Source organism: Halomonas sp. AOP12-B1-6 (assembly GCF_052379225.1).
GTDB classification, from domain to species: domain Bacteria; phylum Pseudomonadota; class Gammaproteobacteria; order Pseudomonadales; family Halomonadaceae; genus Vreelandella; species Vreelandella casei.
This window is the reverse complement of sequence record NZ_JBQSYK010000003.1, coordinates 673,713-689,432: the sequence shown is the minus strand read 5'-3', so window position 1 is coordinate 689,432 and position 15,720 is coordinate 673,713. Positions and strand designations below refer to the sequence as shown.

Genomic DNA, 15,720 nt, shown 5'->3' with positions numbered 1-15,720 from the left:
TTACATCTCCTCTGGGGCGCTAACACCCACTAAATCGAGACCGTTGCGCAGCACTTGGCGGGTCGCAAGACCTAGCGCCAGGCGCGTGTTGCGCAAGGTGTCGTCGGCTACCATCACTTTGACGGCGTTATAACAGGTGTGGAAATCGCCAGACAGATCGAGCAGATACTGCGCAACCTGTTGCGGTTCACGGTTCTTAGCCGCGGTTTCGACGACGTCAGGGAAGCGTGCCAAACGGTTCAGAACGGCTTTCTCCTGGTCGCTATCCAATAGCGCTAAATTGGCCAGCGCTAGCGGATGATCGAATGGCTGGTCGGCATCGTGTGCTTTGCGCAACATGCTGCATACCCGGGCATGGGCGTACTGAATGTAATACACCGGATTGTCGTTAGACTGCGAGCGGGCCAGGTCGATATCAAACGTGAGCTGGGAATCAGCGCGGCGAGCCGCGAGGAAAAAGCGCGTGGCGTCGCGGCCGACTTCATCGATCAAATCGCGCACGGTGACGTAGCTGCCAGCGCGCTTGGAGAGTTTTACCTCGACGCCAGAGCGGGTCACCATCACCATTTGATGAAGCACGTAGTCGGGCCAGCCTTTGGGGATGCCTACTTCTAACGCTTGTAAGCCAGCGCGTACGCGGGTCACGGTGGAGTGGTGGTCGGCACCCTGCTCATTAATCACGGTTTTAAAGCCGCGCTGCCACTTGTCTAAGTGGTAGGCCACATCGGGTAGGAAGTAGGTATAGCCGCCGTCACGTTTACGCATCACGCGGTCTTTGTCATCACCAAAGTCCGTGGTGCGCAGCCACATCGCGCCGTCGTCTTCATAGGTGTGGCCCGCCGCTATCAGTTTCTCAACCGTGGCGGCTACCTTGCCATCGTTATAGAGCGAAGACTCAAGAAAATAAACGTCAAACTCAACGCCGAAGGCTTTTAAATCTAAATCCTGTTCGCGGCGCAGCCAGGCCACAGCGAACGCTTGAATCGCCTCTAAATCTTCTGGATCAGCTTTTGCGGTCACTTCGCGATCATCCGCGCTCACCGTTTCGCCGGCCAAGTAATCCTTGGCGACATCGGCAATATATTCACCGCGATAGCTGTCTCCCGGCCAGTTGGGATCGTCGGGGCCTAAGCCTTTAGCGCGTGCCTGAACAGAGCGTGCAAGGTTGGCGATTTGCGCGCCTGCGTCGTTATAGTAGAACTCGCGAGTGACGTCATAGCCGGTCGCTTCTAGCAGGCGGCATAGGCAGTCTCCAATCGCAGCGCCACGCCCATGCCCGACGTGCAGAGGCCCGGTGGGGTTGGCGGAAACGAACTCCACCTGCACTTTTTCACCTTTGCCGATCAGACTGCGGCCAAAGGTATCGCCGCAGTTGAGCACCTGAGCAACAATTTGTGCCGCCGCATCGGCCGCTGCAAAAAAGTTGATAAAACCGGGGCCGGCAATGTCAGTTTTTTGAATAGCGTCGCTTTCAGGCAGCGCCGATACCAGCATGTTGGCCAGTTCACGCGGATTTTTGCCAGCGGGTTTGGCCAGCATAAGCGCTAGGTTGGTGGCGTAATCGCCGTGCGCCTTATCTTTCGTGGGGTCCACTTTGATGCTGGGCTGAAGGTCGTTCGGCAACACGCCTTGGTGCTTGAGCGCGGTAACGGCGCCTTCGAGCAAAGAAACTATGGTGTCTTTCATTTCGGTATCCAGTTACGTCCATGGCGGCGTGTGCTAATGCGCACCTGATTAGATTTTTGAAATCGCTAGTTACTTGAGATCGCTAGGTGTTTGAGATCGACAGGTAATTGAGATCGATAGATGCGCAGCTTAAGCGGCCATTATCAGCAATTGCGCCGCAGTTTCAAAGCCGTGTCACGGTGAAGGCCTCATTGTTAATGCTGTGAGTGCTAATTACGCGAGCGTTTGGGGGTCGATATCAATCGACCAGCGGACCTTGCGCGCATCTCGATTAGCTTCCAGCCATTGCACCAGCCAGCTGGCGGCAGGATGCAGCTGGCTGCGTTTATCGGCTGTCAGCATGACATGTAAATGATAGCGATTTTGGCGTCGCTCCATGGGGGCGGGCACGGGGCCTAAGCATCGTGTTGCCACACTTGTTTGTTTTAACCACTCGCGCAGTGCCTGGGCCGCCTGCTGTGCCATTGCTAACGCGGCTTGTTCATTGGGGCTTTCAATACGCAGCAGTGCCATAAAACAAAACGGCGGAAGCTTCGCGATGCGCCGCTCTTCCAGCATGTTGCGAGCCAGTGCCCCATAGCCGTGCTCAGAAAGCTGGCCTAAATGAGGGTCGTCAGGGTGCAGCGTTTGCACCAAGACACGGCCAGGGTGAGCGGCACGCCCCGCACGTCCCGCGACTTGTTCAAGCAGCTGAGCGCTATGTTCAAGGGCTCGAAAATCAGCGGCGTAAAGGCCGCCGTCAGCATTAACCACCACCACTAGCGTGACGTGGGGCAGGTGATGCCCTTTAGCGAGCATTTGGGTGCCGACTAACACGCAGGGTTCGCCGCGCTGAATTTCTTTCAGTACCTGCTCAAAGCTATCCTTGCGCCGGGTGCTGTCTCGGTCTATGCGATGAATCGTCGTTTTGGGGAGTAGTGTTTGCAGTGTCTCTTCTGTGCGCTCAGTGCCACTGCCGAGCGCGCGCAGGTCGCCGCTACTGCATTCTGGGCAGGCATCCGGCAGTGCTCGGCGGCTGTCGCAATGGTGGCAGGCGAGCAAGGCGGGCTGGCGATGTAGCGTCATACGTGCGTCACACTGGCCGCACTCAGCCATCCAGCCGCAGGCGTGGCAGGCTAACGTGGGGGCGAAGCCGCGCCGATTAATAAAAATCAGCACCTGTTTGCCCGCACTTAAGGTGCTTTTAATTGCCTTGATGGCATCGGGCAGCAGGCCGCCTTGGCGACGCTGGTGGCGTAGGTCAATCAGCTCTAACTTGGCCGGCGGGTGACGGCTCGGACGCTGGGTTAGCCGCAAATGGCGGTAGCTGCCGGAAAGCGCTTGATGCAGGCTCTCTAGCGACGGCGTCGCACTGCCCATCAGCAGCGGAATTTTATGGTAGTGGGCGCGCGTCACCGCTAAATCACGGGCGTGGTAGCGTAAGCCGTCGTGCTGTTTGTAGGAGCCGTCGTGCTCTTCATCGACAATGATTGCGCCCGGGTTAGCCAGCGGGGTGAAAATGGCTGAACGGGTGCCAATAATGATCAGCGCCCGGCCACTGGCAGCGGCTTCCCATACGTCCAGACGCTCAGGATCAGTGAGGCCTGAATGCAGTGCCACCACGGGGACGCGAAAGCGGCTTCTAAAGCGAGCAAGCGTCTGGGGCGTTAGGCCAATTTCCGGTACCAGCACTAGCGACTGCTTACCTTTACTGGCGACGGCTTCAATAAGCTGTAGATAGACTTCCGTTTTACCGCTGCCCGTGATGCCTTCCAGCAGGCAAGGGTGATAGCCGTCTAGTTTTTCATGTAGCGCCGCCAGCGCAGTGGCCTGCTCACGGTTAAGCGGCAGGCTGGGCGTTGCCAGTAGGCTGCCCGTAGGCGTGCTGGGGGCGGTGAGAATGACTTCACGGCTGATGGCTAGTGCTTTCTTTTCTAGCGCTAACAGCTGATCGCGGCCGAAACCGTGGGCGCTGACCGCTCGGCTGGGCAAGCCATGGGGGTGCTGGCGCAGTAGGGCGTGCAGCTCTGCTTGCTTGGGCGCACGGCTAAGCGTGTCCTCTGTGCCTTCGCCTTTCGCTAGCCACAGTGTTTGCGTGCGGCCTGCCATGGTGTGGCCCTGTCGTAGTCGGGCAGGCATGGCATGGTGCAGCGTGTCGCCCAGGCTGTGCTGGTAGTAGCGGGCGGCAAACCGGCATAGCCATAGCCAGTCTTCCGGCAGCGGGCTTTCGTCCAGCGTTTCGCTAACAGCGCGCAGCTGGCTGAACGGTAAATCGCTATGATCAGCCAGCTCTACGATGACGCCGACGACCTCACGCCGCCCAAAAGGTACCCGCACTCGAAGCCCCGGCTGCCAGCCGCAGGCGGGCACAGTGCTAGCAGGCAAGTAGTCAAATAGGCGGCGCAGCGGCGAGGGCAGCGCCACTTTGAGCACTTGAACGGGTATCTGACCGGGCACTTGCAAGGGCTCTTGAGTAGGCTCTTGAGAAAGCACGTGAGACGGTGCCCGTAAAGAAACAGGATCAGGCAATTGGCCTCCGGCATTAGTTTTGCTAGAATATGCGACCGCTCTCAATCTTAACGAGTTATCTTGAAGCTTGCTTTAAGGATATATCGTACCGACAGAGCGAATAACCGGTTAGTCATTTTTCCAAACCCGTATGCGGTGCCTGGCAAAAGATCAGGTGGCGGCATATAGCTTAGTGAGGCTCGAGATGAGACAAGGTATTCACCCGAATTACAACATGGTCACCGCCAACTGTTCTTGTGGCGCTACCTTCCAGGTCGGTTCTACCTCTGGTCAGGACTTTTCTCTGGACGTGTGTTCCAACTGCCACCCGTTCTACACTGGTAAGCAGAAGCAAGCGACCACTGGTGGCCGCGTAGAGCGCTTCAACAAGCGTTTCGGCGCTGCTGTTAAGCGCGGCTAATCCATACCGGATAGCCACATCGCCGGCACGAAGGTGCTTGTGAAAAAAAACCCACGCTTAGGCGTGGGTTTTTTGTTTTGTTTTTATGGAAAGTATTTTCAAAAATGCTGCGCTACAACATTGGAGCAACGTACTGTATGCGCATCATTTTTTGATAAGTGTCATTAAATATCGACGAAAATCGACGAAAGTGAAGGTAAAATTCAGTTAAACGAGCGTTTTTATTTGAGTTGACGACGCGCTTGAGACGCATAGGTTTTTTCTATATTCTCAAATGACTTATCTACTTTATGTTAACTGGACGCTGACCATGACGGATTCACTTAAGCAGGCTGCTTTGGATTATCACGCTAAACCGATTCCCGGTAAGCTGTCAGTGGAGTTGACTAAGCCCACCGCGACTGCGCGAGATTTGGCGTTGGCGTATAGCCCCGGCGTGGCTGAGCCAGTACTTGAAATCGCTAGGGATGCGGAAAATGCTTACCGCTATACCGGCAAGGGGAACCTGGTCGCCGTCATTACCGACGGCAGCGCTATTCTTGGTCTGGGTAATCTTGGCCCGCTGGCGAGTAAGCCGGTGATGGAAGGCAAGGGCGTGCTGTTCAAGTGCTTCGCTGGGATCAACTCGGTCGACATTGAAGTTGATGCGGAAAGCCCGCAGGCGTTTATTGATACCGTTGCGCGCATTGCCGATACGTGGGGCGGTATTAACCTTGAGGATATAAAAGCGCCGGAGTGTTTTGAAATTGAGAAGGCGCTCATTGAGCGTTGCAGCATTCCGGTTTTTCACGATGATCAGCACGGTACGGCTATTGTTACCGCAGCGGGCATGCTGAACGCACTGGATATTGCCGGCAAGCGCATTGAAGATGTGAAAATTGTGTGCATGGGCGCCGGCGCTGCCGCTATTGCTTGCATGCGTTTACTCGTCTCCTGTGGCGCTAAGAAAGAAAACCTGGTGATGCTGGACCGCCGTGGCGTTATCCACACTGATCGCGAAGGCATTAACGAATATAAAGCCGAGTTTGCCCGCGATACTGAGATGCGCACTCTGGATGATGCGATCGACGGTGCTGACGTATTTATTGGTCTTTCCGGCCCAGGCCTGCTCTCTGCCGAGCAGGTCAAGAAAATGGCGCCTGATCCGGTGGTGTTTGCCTGTACCAACCCAGACCCCGAGATTCATCCTGACGTTGCCCGTGCGGCGCGCCCGGATGTGATTATGGCAACCGGCCGCTCGGATTTCCCCAATCAGGTCAATAACGTACTCGGCTTTCCGTTTATCTTCCGCGGGGCGCTGGATGTACGTGCCACCCGAATTAATGAAGAAATGAAGCTGGCTGCAGTGCATGCATTGAAGGACTTGGCTCGCGAGCCTGTGCCAGAAGAAGTGCTGAGCGCTTATGAGCTCACTGAGATGAGCTTTGGCCGCGAATACATTATCCCAACGCCTGTGGATATCCGTTTGTTGGCGCGAGTGACATCGGCGGTCGCTCAAGCCGCGGTTGATTCGGGCGTGGCGCGTAAGCCGTTTCCTGCGCATTACCCGCTAACGTCAATCAATGATGTCTATGGCGGCTAAGGTCTGTACCTAAGTTCGGTAGCTAAGTAGTTCTTACCTGCTCACTTACGCCCGCCTCGCAGCGGGCGTAAGTGTTTCTGAACAGTATCAATTTAGCTTGGCGAGTAGCGCGTTAGGCCTTCTTGAGCCGTGGAGGCGATTAGGCGGCCATCGCGGCTGTAAATATGCCCCCGTGCTAGCGCGCGAGCCCCGTCTGCCCATGGCGAGTCGATGACGTAAAGCAGCCAGTCGTCTAAACGGGTGTCCTGGTGTAGCCACAGAGCGTGGTCGAGGCTGGCGATGCGCAGTTTGGGGTCTTTGAATTGGATGCCGTGAGGCGCTAGGCTCGTGGTCAGTAGGTTAAAGTCCGAGGCATAAGACAGTAAGTGGCGATGTAATGCTGTGTCGTTTGGCAGCGTGCCGGCTAGGCGAAACCAAAGGCATTGACCTACCGGCGTGGCGTTGTCGGGGTTGCCGGGGAGGTGCAAAAATTCAATCGGGTGGCCTGGGAAACGGTCGTGCTTAGCCTCGCCGTTGGCAATCAGCGTTTCGGGCGACGGTACATTTGGCATGTTGCGCTGATGGCTGAAGCTTGCTTCTTCGCTTTGAAATGAGGCGCTACAGAAAAAAATCGGCCGCCCTTTCTGTATGGCGGTGACTCGCCGCGTCGTAAAGCTGCCGCCGTCGCGAATAGTATCAACCTGGTAAACAACTGGGCGATGAGGGTCGCCGGGGCGCAGAAAATAGCCGTGCTGAGAGTGCGGGCGGCGCTCGTCTGGCACCGTACGCGCCGCTGCTGCTAGCGCTTGTCCCAGCACTTGGCCGCCATACAGTTGCGGCAAGCCTAGGTCTTGGCTCTGGCCGCGAAATAGCGTTTCTTCAAGGGGCTCAAGCTCTAATAACTCCACAAGTTTGTTCAGTGCGTCTGTCATTCTCGGTATCCTTGATGCTATTTCAATGTGGTGCTAACTGACTATGATGCTGGCGATGATGGCGAGCTACCGCTGCGGTGGGTAAGCCTTTCATACGAACGTTTTGCTACCTTAGCGGAGTTTAGCTTTATGCGCAGCGATGAATTTTACATGCACCGAGCGCTTGACCAAGCACATCTAGCCGCCGCGGCAGGCGAAGTGCCGGTGGGTGCAGTGGTGGTGGATACGCAGGGCGAGATTATCGGCGTCGGCTACAATGCGCCTATCGCTAGCTGCGACCCTAGCGGTCATGCTGAGGTTCGAGCGCTGCGCGAGGCCGCCAAGCAGTTGGGTAACTATCGCCTTGAAGGTTGCACGCTGTTTGTCACCTTAGAGCCCTGCATGATGTGCGCGGGTGCCATGATTCATGCGCGCCTAAGCCGCCTGGTTTATGGCGCCGCGGAGCCCCGGGCAGGCATGGTGGAGTCTAAAGCTAACTTGTTGGCGCAGCCTTGGTTCAACCATTCTATTGCGGTGTCTGGCGGTGTGTTAGCGCCAGCCTCGCAAAAGCTGTTGAAGCATTTTTTTGCCGCGCGAAGAGAAGTGCCCAGCGAATGAACGGCGGTTAATCAAGCGGTGGGACGAGCTCAAACAGTAGCAGCGGGTCATCATTCACCACCGTTTGTTCTAGTTGGAAAAACTGCTGCCGGCTACGCTCTACATATTGAATCATTTCGTAGTAACGCCGAATGTTGCGCACGTAGATAACCGGTTCGCCGCCGCGGGCGTAGCCATGCCTCGTTTGGCTGTGCCATTCACGCTGCTGTAAAAGCGGCAGCGCGGCGCGTACATCGTCCCAGCGATCAGAATTGCCGCCGCGCATTTCGACAATTTTTCGAGCGTCATACAAGTGACCCAGGCCCACATTGTAGGCGGCCATGGCCATGAATAGGCGGTCATCACCGGTAATGCTTTCCGGCAAGCGGTCTTTAATGCTGCGCAGATAGCGGGCGCCGCCATCAATACTTTGTGCCGGGTCGGTGCGATCACTTACGCCCATCTCGCTGGCGGTAGGGTTGGTGAGCATCATTAAGCCTTTTACGCCCGTCGGCGAGACGGCTTCTCGGTCCCAGTGAGATTCCTGATAGCCAACGGCGGCCAGCAGCTTCCAGTCAAATTCCGTCTCCTGAGCAGCCTGCTGAAAGAGTGCGGTGTACTGTGGTAGACGAGAATCTAAATGGTCGAGAAACGTGCGCGTACCGACATACTCTAAATAGTCGTCATGACCAAAGTAGCGGCTGATCAGCCTATCTAACGTGCCGTCTTCTTGCAGACCCTGTAGGAAGCTATTAGCAGCTTCAAGTAAGCCTAGCCCGCGCCCGCTCGGCACGGCCCATGCCATAGAAAGCGGGTCGCCCAGCGTAAAGCCGCGCTCGACATTGGGGAAAAAAAGCCTATTTAAACGAAACTGATGCTCAAAAATCACCGCAGCATCCAGCGTGCCGTTCTCTACGCGTGCCAGCAGTTCCGCGACTTCTAGCTCATGGGACTCTTTCCAGCTCAGCGTCGGGTAGCGGCGCTGCAGATCGCGTAGCGCATCGCTAGTGCCCGCTTCACTGAGCGTGCCTAGCTCCAAGCCAACAAGGTCGCCGGGTTCTCTAATGCCATTTAGGCCACGTCGATAAACCACCAGCGGCTGCATTTGAATAATCGGGCGGCTGTAGTGAATACCCGGTGTGTTGGGAAATAGCGGCAGTGTCGCTGCGCCTAAATCGCCGTTTTCACGCACGGCTGGCAGCACGCTTTCCGGGTGGTGGCTTGCATTTAGGTTAAGGCTTACCCCTAGGTAGTCGGCGAAGCGGTGCATCAGCTCATACTCAAAGCCAGTTGGCCCTTGGCGGCCTTCGTAGTACGTCGTAGGGGTATTACGGGTATGGGCGGTAATAAATTCTTTGGCAGTGATTTGCGTCAAATGCTCGCCAGGAGGAACCCTGGGCAGGGTGGGAACCATGACCAAAAATATAATGGCGATTAACGCAAAATAAGCGCTGGCACGGGTTACGAAATGTCGGCAAATCAACGTCAGCATGGCGTCTTGTCGGCATGGAACAAGCGGCCACGATACCCAGCCAGACTCATGCTGTCACCTTGTTGATTTCGTGTGGCGGCTGGTTTCCAGTATCATAGGCGTTTTCCGGTGACACAACTTAGGTTTTTCGATGCCGCGATATGGGGTTTTTGATACCACTATCTAGGTTTTCCAATGCCCCTGCTGTGGCTGTCCGGCACCACATTAGTACGGTCGCCATGGCGACCCGGTGATTTCCCTGCTCGAATTCCCTGCTCTAGAGGCTTCAGGATATGCTCGAACTGCGAGGCGCGCCCGCCCTTTCTGCCTTCCGTCATGCTCGGCTGTTAACGGTGCTGCGTGAACGTGTTCCCGAGGTGGAAGCGCTGTCTGCCCACTATGTTCATTTTATCAATGTTCATTCGAATGACCGTCACGACGAACTGGATGACGCCACTCTTGAGCGCTTAACGCAGCTGCTGGACTATGGCACTCACTCAAGCGTAGAAGTTCCCGAACCTGCCCAGCGCTTTTTAGTGGTGCCGCGACTGGGCACTCAGTCGCCCTGGTCCTCGAAAGCGACCGATATTGCTCACAACTGTGGGCTGCGCCAAATCAACCGCATCGAGCGCGGCATTGATTATCGCGTAAGCTTCACCGCTTCGCCGGACCGCGACAGCATGGCCGCCATTGCGGCACTTTTGCATGACCGCATGACGGAAACCGTGCTGGCCGATGCTGCTGCTGCGACCCAGCTTTTTGCCCAGCACGACCCGGCGCCGCTGGGCAGTGTGGATATTTTAGACGGCGGCCGCGAAGCGCTGGCGACGGCTAACCAAGCGTTAGGGCTGGCGCTGGCTGACGATGAAATCGATTACCTGGTGGATGCTTTCAATGAGCTGGGGCGTAATCCCAGCGACGTTGAGCTTATGATGTTTGCGCAAGCTAACTCAGAGCACTGCCGTCACAAAATTTTTAATGCAGACTGGGTCATCGACGGCGAGCCGCAGAGCCATTCGCTGTTCAAAATGATTAAGAACACGTTTGCGTCATCGCCAGACAACGTCCTTTCAGCGTATAGCGACAACGCCGCCGTTATTAAAGGCAGCCAAGCGGGGCGGTTCTTTGCAACGCCGCTAACGGGCGCTGACCAAGAGCGTGCGCTGTACGCCACTCATCAGGAACCGATTCATATTCTGATGAAAGTGGAAACGCACAATCACCCAACGGCAATTGCGCCTTTTCCCGGTGCGGCAACGGGCTCGGGCGGTGAGATTCGTGACGAAGGCGCCACCGGCATCGGCGGAAAACCTAAAGCCGGTCTGTCGGGCTTTACCGTTTCCAACCTGCGAATTCCAGAGTTCGTTCAGCCCTGGGAGGCGTTTGATTACGGCAAGCCCGAGCGGATGCAGTCGGCGCTTAATATCATGCTAGAAGGTCCCATTGGCGGGGCGGCGTTTAACAATGAGTTTGGTCGGCCAAACTTGACCGGTTATTTTCGTACCTACGAGCAAGAGTCGCTGAACGACGGCGGCATTGAACGGCGCGGCTTCCATAAGCCGATTATGCTGGCCGGTGGCTACGGCAACATTCGCGCGCATCACGTGCAGAAAGGCGATATTCCCGTTGGCGGTATGCTGATTGTCATGGGCGGCCCTGCGATGCTGATTGGCTTGGGCGGGGGCGCTGCGTCTAGCATGGCCTCGGGCGTTTCCAGCGCCGACCTGGACTTTGCCTCCGTGCAGCGCGAAAACCCTGAGATCGAACGCCGTGCTCAGGAAGTTATCGACCGTTGCTGGGCTCTAGGCGACCACAACCCGATTCGTTTTATTCATGACGTTGGCGCCGGTGGGTTATCTAATGCGCTGCCTGAACTGGTAAAAGACGGCAATCGCGGTGGCCGTTTTGATTTACGTGCGGTGCCCAATGCCGAGCCGGGTATGAGCCCGCTGGAAATTTGGTGTAACGAAGCGCAGGAGCGCTACGTGCTCGCGGTTGCGCCAGAGGACCTGGACACCTTTGATGCGCTCTGCCAGCGCGAACGCTGCCCTTATGCGGTTGTCGGTGAGGCATTAGAAGCGCACCACCTTGAAGTGCGCGATGGCCACTTCGACAGCAAACCGGTTGATTTGCCGATGAGCGTGCTGTTCGGTAAAGCGCCTAAAATGCAGCGCGAATTTGAGCGCCATGACCCCGTGCTCTCGGGCATGATGCTGGATAATCTTGATCTGCGTGAGGCGTTAGACCGCGTGCTTCGCCTGCCCACGGTGGCTTCGAAAAACTTCCTGATTACCATTGGCGATCGCTCAATTACCGGCCAAGTGGCGCGCGATCAAATGGTCGGCCCATGGCAAGTGCCGGTGGCCGATGTGGCTGTTACCACCGCAAGCTTTGATAGCCATGTGGGTGAAGCCATGGCGATGGGCGAGCGCCCGCCGGTGGCGCTTATCAATCCTGCTGCCAGCGCCCGCTTGGCGGTTGCTGAAGCAATTACGAACCTTGCGGCCGCGCCGATTGCTAAACTCAGCGATATCAAGCTGTCTGCTAACTGGATGAGCGCTGCGGACCATCCGGGTGAAAATCAGGCGCTTTATGACGCTGTTTATGCGGTGGGAATGGAGATGTGCCCGGCGCTAGGCATTGCGATTCCCGTAGGCAAGGACTCTATGTCCATGCGCACTTCCTGGCAGCATGAGAACGAGAAGGGCGAAGCCGAAGATCGCAGCGTAACCTCGCCGCTTGCGCTGGTCGTGACGGGCTTTGCGCCTGTCACCAATGCGCTGGCGACGTTAACGCCGCAGATCAATCTGGATCAAGATGAGTCGGATTTAATTTTGATTGATTTGGGGGGTGGCCAAAACCGCCTAGGTGGCTCTGCCTTGGCGCAGGTTTATGGTCAGGTGGGCAATGACTGCCCCGATGTCGATGACCCGGAAGATATCAAAGCGTTTTTCGAAGTCATTCAAGGTCTCAACCGTGACGGTAAGCTCTTGGCTTACCACGATCGCAGCGACGGTGGCTTGATCGTTACGCTGTTAGAAATGGCGTTTGCGGCGCATGCGGGCCTTGAAATCAAGCTTGACTGGATGATCGATGAGCCGGTGGAGGCGCTGAACGCGCTGTTCTCTGAAGAGCTGGGGGCAGTCATCCAGGTCAATCGTCAGCATACGGAAGAAGTGCTGGCGCAGTTTGCTGTTGCCGGTATCGAAACGTGCGGCGTCATTGCGCGCCCTCGTTACGATGATCAGGTACGCGTGACGTTGTTTGAAGAGCCGCTGCTGGAAACTACTCGCCAGCTTACCCAGCGCACCTGGGCGGAAACCAGCTATCGTATGCAGGCGCTACGGGATAATCCTGAGTGCGCCAAAAATGAATTCGATAACCTGCTCGATAGCCGTGATCCGGGGCTTTCTGCTACGCCTACCTTTGATATCAATGATGACATTAGTGCGCCGTTTGTAAATACCGCCAAACCCGCCATGGCCGTGCTGCGTGAGCAGGGCGTTAATGGTCAGGTCGAGATGGCGTGGGCCTTTGATAAAGCTGGGTTCGATGCGGTGGATGTGCACATGAGTGACATCCTTGAAGGGCGGGTCTCGCTTGATGAGTTCAAAGGGCTTGTCGCCTGTGGCGGCTTCTCTTACGGCGATGTTCTCGGCGCTGGGGGCGGCTGGGCAAAATCAGTGCTGTTTAACGAGCGTGCCCGTGAGCAGTTTGCGGCGTTCTTTGCTCGTGACGATAGCTTCTCGCTTGGTGTGTGCAACGGCTGCCAGATGCTTTCGCAGTTGAAAGCGTTAATTCCTGGTGCCGAAAATTGGCCAACCTTTGTGCGCAATGAGTCTGAGCAGTTTGAAGCGCGTGTATCGATGGTGCGGGTTGAGAAAAGCCCTTCGATTTTGCTGGCCGGTATGGAGGGCTCGCAGCTTCCAATCGCCGTGGCCCATGGGGAAGGGCGTGCGGAGTTCCGTGACAGCGCGCACCTTCGCAGTATGCAGTCGAGCAGCCAAATCGCGCTGCGCTATATCGACAATTACGGCCAGTCGACGACGCGTTATCCGGCTAACCCTAACGGCTCACCGTCTGGGATTACCGGCCTGACCACGCCTGATGGACGGGTGACTATTATGATGCCGCACCCTGAGCGCGTTGCTCGTGCGGTCACCAACTCTTGGCGCCCGACTGAATGGGTAGACGATGGCGCATGGCTGCGCTTGTTCCGCAATGCGCGGGTATGGCTTGGCTAACGTTTAAGTAGCCTATGGCATCAAACATAGCGGCGGCCTTGAGCCGCCGCTATGCGTTAAACGTAACGTTAATTAACAAGCTGTTTGAAAAAGATGTTTTAAAAAGCTGTTCAGCAATAGTCGTTCAAGAAATAGCTAATTGCAGCAACGTGCTAAGAGGGCTGCTCGTTAGCGGCAATCGGCGCTTCATCGGCTGTCGCCGGTGGCAGGCCAAGCTTAGCCTCAAGCGTTTCAAGCTCGTTACGATAGCGCTCTACCATGTATTCATAGCGGCCAAAATCATGCCCACAATCCATGCAGTAGACGTGGGTTTGGTCACGTCGTGTTGCGGGCAGGCGTTTTAGTCGGCTATCACATTCTGGGCATTCCGGGCTGAAATGGTTGGCGGTCATGGAAGAATCTCTTTGTTTCAGGGGCTCGCTTAGTGGCGGGCAAAGCCCAGCATGAATTAAGTATCGTCAATGATAAGATGGGACGAAAGTAGGAATAGTTCACTAGCGGACTAATTAATTTGTCGAACCCTGATTCTTCAACAACGCCCCAGCTGCGTCCTTATCAACAAGAGGCCGTTAGGCGTGTGGTTGTGCACTTTCGTAGCTCTAGCGATCCTGCCTTATTAGTGCTGCCTACCGGCAGTGGCAAATCGCTGGTGATTGCTGAGCTTGCTCGCCTGGCGCGGGGGCGGGTGCTAGTCCTTGCGCATGTTCGTGAACTGGTCGAGCAGAATCATGCCAAGTACCAAGCCTATGGCCTAAAAGCGGCTATTTTTAGCGCTGGATTAAAGCGTAAAGAGGCTGATCGGCAGGTGGTGTTTGGATCGGTGCAGTCGGTGGTGCGCAACTTGGAGCGTTTTAGCGACGCTAATTTTACGCTGCTGGTCATTGACGAAAGCCATCGCGTATCGCTCAACGAGGACGCAAGCTACCGTCAGGTAATTGAACATCTGCGTCAGCACAACGCTGAGCTTAAAATCCTTGGCCTAACCGCCACGCCGTATCGGTTGGGGCAGGGGTTTATCTATTATCGCCATCATCACGGCATGGTGCGCGGCAGTGAGGACAGCTTTTTTCGTGATTGCGTCTTTGAGCAGCCGCTTCGTCTGATGGTAAAACAAGGCTATCTTGCTGCGCCTAAGCGCCTGGATATGGCGGTGGAAGGGTACGACTTTTCAGCCCTCAGCCCGTCAGCAAGCGGGATTTTTCCGGAAGAAGCCCTCAATAGGATCGTTGCCGGCAGCCGTGCAACGCCCGGTATTATTAACGAAGTGATTCAACGCGCCCATGACCGCCAAGGGGTGATGATATTTGCAGCGACAGTGGCTCACGCTGAAGAAATTATGGGCTATTTGCCTTGCTTAGAGGCTGCGCTGATCACTGGTTCCACGCATTCTCAAGACCGGGCTGCGCGAATCAATGCGTTCAAAGCGCGTGAGCTAAAATACCTGGTTAACGTGGCCGTACTTACCACGGGTTTCGATGCGCCTCATGTCGATCTTATCGCCATTTTGCGGCCGACCGAATCGGTTAGCCTCTATCAGCAGATGGTGGGCAGGGGGTTACGTTTGTCGCCGGGCAAAGAAGATTGTCTCATTCTGGATTACGCTGGCAACCCCTGGGATGTTTTCGCTCCTGAGGTGGGGGAGGCGAAACCAGACAGTGACAGCGAGCCTGTTCAAGTAGAGTGCCCGGCCTGTGGTCATGCCAATCTATATTGGGGTAAGCGTGATGGCGAGGTGGTTATTGAGCACTTTGGCCGTCGCTGCCAAGGGCTTATTGATAATCCTGAGGGAGGGCGCCACCAGTGCGACTTTCGTTTTCGTTTTAAGGTCTGTGATGAGTGCGGTGCTGAAAATGACATCGCTGCCCGTCGCTGCCACAGCTGTGACAGGCTCTTGGTGGATGCCGATGATAAACTCAAAGATGCTCTAAAGCTGAAAGATGCCAAGGTGCTGCGGGTGAGCGGAATGCAGTTGGAGTCGACGACTAACGGCCGTGGACTGCCGCGCTTAAAAGTTACCTATCACGATGAAGATGACGCCCATTTGGCCGAATGGTTTGCGCTGGAAACGACGGCACAGAGACGTGCTTTTTATGCCGCATTTCTGCGCTATCATCTGCGTGCGCCGGGCAATCAATGGCAGCCTGTGAGTGCTGATGAAGTCGTCACTGAGCAGCACCGCTTACGCCATCCTGATTTTGTCGTCGGGCGCAAAGTTGGTCGCCATTTCCAGGTGCGCGAGAAGCTGTTTGACTATGCCGGTCGTTATCGCAAAGCGAGCGATGCGGGCTAATACGCTTGCCTTTACCTCTAATAGAGCGACGCGGATGCTGCCAACTTTGCTA

Annotated in this window: 10 protein-coding genes; 5 read left to right on the top strand and 5 right to left on the bottom strand. The window is 56.0% G+C overall.

Going from position 1 to position 15,720, the window contains the following annotated elements:
• The gene (gene argS, locus ACT3TR_RS12170; protein WP_444625095.1) at positions 1–1,686 is read right to left on the bottom strand and encodes an arginine--tRNA ligase; all 1,686 of its coding nucleotides are present in this window, start codon (positions 1,684–1,686) and stop codon (positions 1–3) included.
• A gap of 213 nt (positions 1,687–1,899) precedes the next feature.
• A complete protein-coding gene (locus ACT3TR_RS12165; protein WP_444625390.1) occupies positions 1,900–4,122 on the bottom strand; it encodes a primosomal protein N' in 2,223 nt (740 codons plus the stop codon).
• A 256-nt stretch (positions 4,123–4,378) separates the two neighbouring features.
• Between ACT3TR_RS12165 and rpmE the strand changes: the two genes are divergently transcribed.
• Complete coding sequence (gene rpmE, locus ACT3TR_RS12160; protein ID WP_096282286.1) at positions 4,379–4,594, top strand: 50S ribosomal protein L31; 216 nt, start codon at positions 4,379–4,381, stop codon at positions 4,592–4,594.
• A 310-nt stretch (positions 4,595–4,904) separates the two neighbouring features.
• The gene (locus ACT3TR_RS12155; RefSeq protein WP_301735976.1) at positions 4,905–6,176 is read left to right on the top strand and encodes a malic enzyme-like NAD(P)-binding protein; all 1,272 of its coding nucleotides are present in this window, start codon (positions 4,905–4,907) and stop codon (positions 6,174–6,176) included.
• 92 nt (positions 6,177–6,268) lie between these two features.
• On the opposite strand, the gene ACT3TR_RS12150 is transcribed toward ACT3TR_RS12155, so the two are convergent.
• Positions 6,269–7,087, bottom strand: a complete 819-nt coding sequence (locus ACT3TR_RS12150) for an acyl-CoA thioesterase (protein WP_441684184.1) — start codon at positions 7,085–7,087, stop codon at positions 6,269–6,271.
• A 129-nt stretch (positions 7,088–7,216) separates the two neighbouring features.
• Between ACT3TR_RS12150 and tadA the strand changes: the two genes are divergently transcribed.
• Positions 7,217–7,684, top strand: a complete 468-nt coding sequence (gene tadA, locus ACT3TR_RS12145; RefSeq protein ID WP_441684185.1) for a tRNA adenosine(34) deaminase TadA — start codon at positions 7,217–7,219, stop codon at positions 7,682–7,684.
• Positions 7,685–7,691: 7 nt separating this feature from the next.
• On the opposite strand, the gene mltF is transcribed toward tadA, so the two are convergent.
• Positions 7,692–9,155, bottom strand: a complete 1,464-nt coding sequence (mltF, locus tag ACT3TR_RS12140; RefSeq protein ID WP_441684186.1) for a membrane-bound lytic murein transglycosylase MltF — start codon at positions 9,153–9,155, stop codon at positions 7,692–7,694.
• 272 nt (positions 9,156–9,427) lie between these two features.
• Between mltF and purL the strand changes: the two genes are divergently transcribed.
• Positions 9,428–13,378 (top strand): phosphoribosylformylglycinamidine synthase, encoded by a 3,951-nt coding sequence (gene purL / locus ACT3TR_RS12135; protein ID WP_444625096.1) that lies wholly within the window; start codon positions 9,428–9,430, stop codon positions 13,376–13,378.
• A 152-nt stretch (positions 13,379–13,530) separates the two neighbouring features.
• Here the strand turns inward: purL and ACT3TR_RS12130 are convergent, their stop codons facing one another.
• Positions 13,531–13,770: a hypothetical protein gene (locus ACT3TR_RS12130; protein WP_444625097.1), complete on the bottom strand. Its 240-nt coding sequence runs from the start codon at positions 13,768–13,770 to the stop codon at positions 13,531–13,533.
• Positions 13,771–13,955: 185 nt separating this feature from the next.
• Here ACT3TR_RS12130 and ACT3TR_RS12125 point away from each other — a divergent pair, with 185 nt between their 5' ends.
• Complete coding sequence (locus tag ACT3TR_RS12125) at positions 13,956–15,668, top strand: DEAD/DEAH box helicase (RefSeq protein WP_444625391.1); 1,713 nt, start codon at positions 13,956–13,958, stop codon at positions 15,666–15,668.
• Positions 15,669–15,720 lie beyond the last annotated feature (52 nt).

Coding starts and splice junctions, on each gene's coding strand:
- argS (WP_444625095.1), bottom strand. CDS start 1,686: ATGAAAGACACCATAGTTTCTTTGCTCGAAGGCGCCGTTACCGCGCTC.
- rpmE (WP_096282286.1), top strand. CDS start 4,379: ATGAGACAAGGTATTCACCCGAATTACAACATGGTCACCGCCAACTGT.
- ACT3TR_RS12155 (WP_301735976.1), top strand. CDS start 4,905: ATGACGGATTCACTTAAGCAGGCTGCTTTGGATTATCACGCTAAACCG.
- ACT3TR_RS12150 (WP_441684184.1), bottom strand. CDS start 7,087: ATGACAGACGCACTGAACAAACTTGTGGAGTTATTAGAGCTTGAGCCC.
- tadA (WP_441684185.1), top strand. CDS start 7,217: ATGCGCAGCGATGAATTTTACATGCACCGAGCGCTTGACCAAGCACAT.
- mltF (WP_441684186.1), bottom strand. CDS start 9,155: ATGCTGACGTTGATTTGCCGACATTTCGTAACCCGTGCCAGCGCTTAT.
- purL (WP_444625096.1), top strand. CDS start 9,428: ATGCTCGAACTGCGAGGCGCGCCCGCCCTTTCTGCCTTCCGTCATGCT.
- ACT3TR_RS12130 (WP_444625097.1), bottom strand. CDS start 13,770: ATGACCGCCAACCATTTCAGCCCGGAATGCCCAGAATGTGATAGCCGA.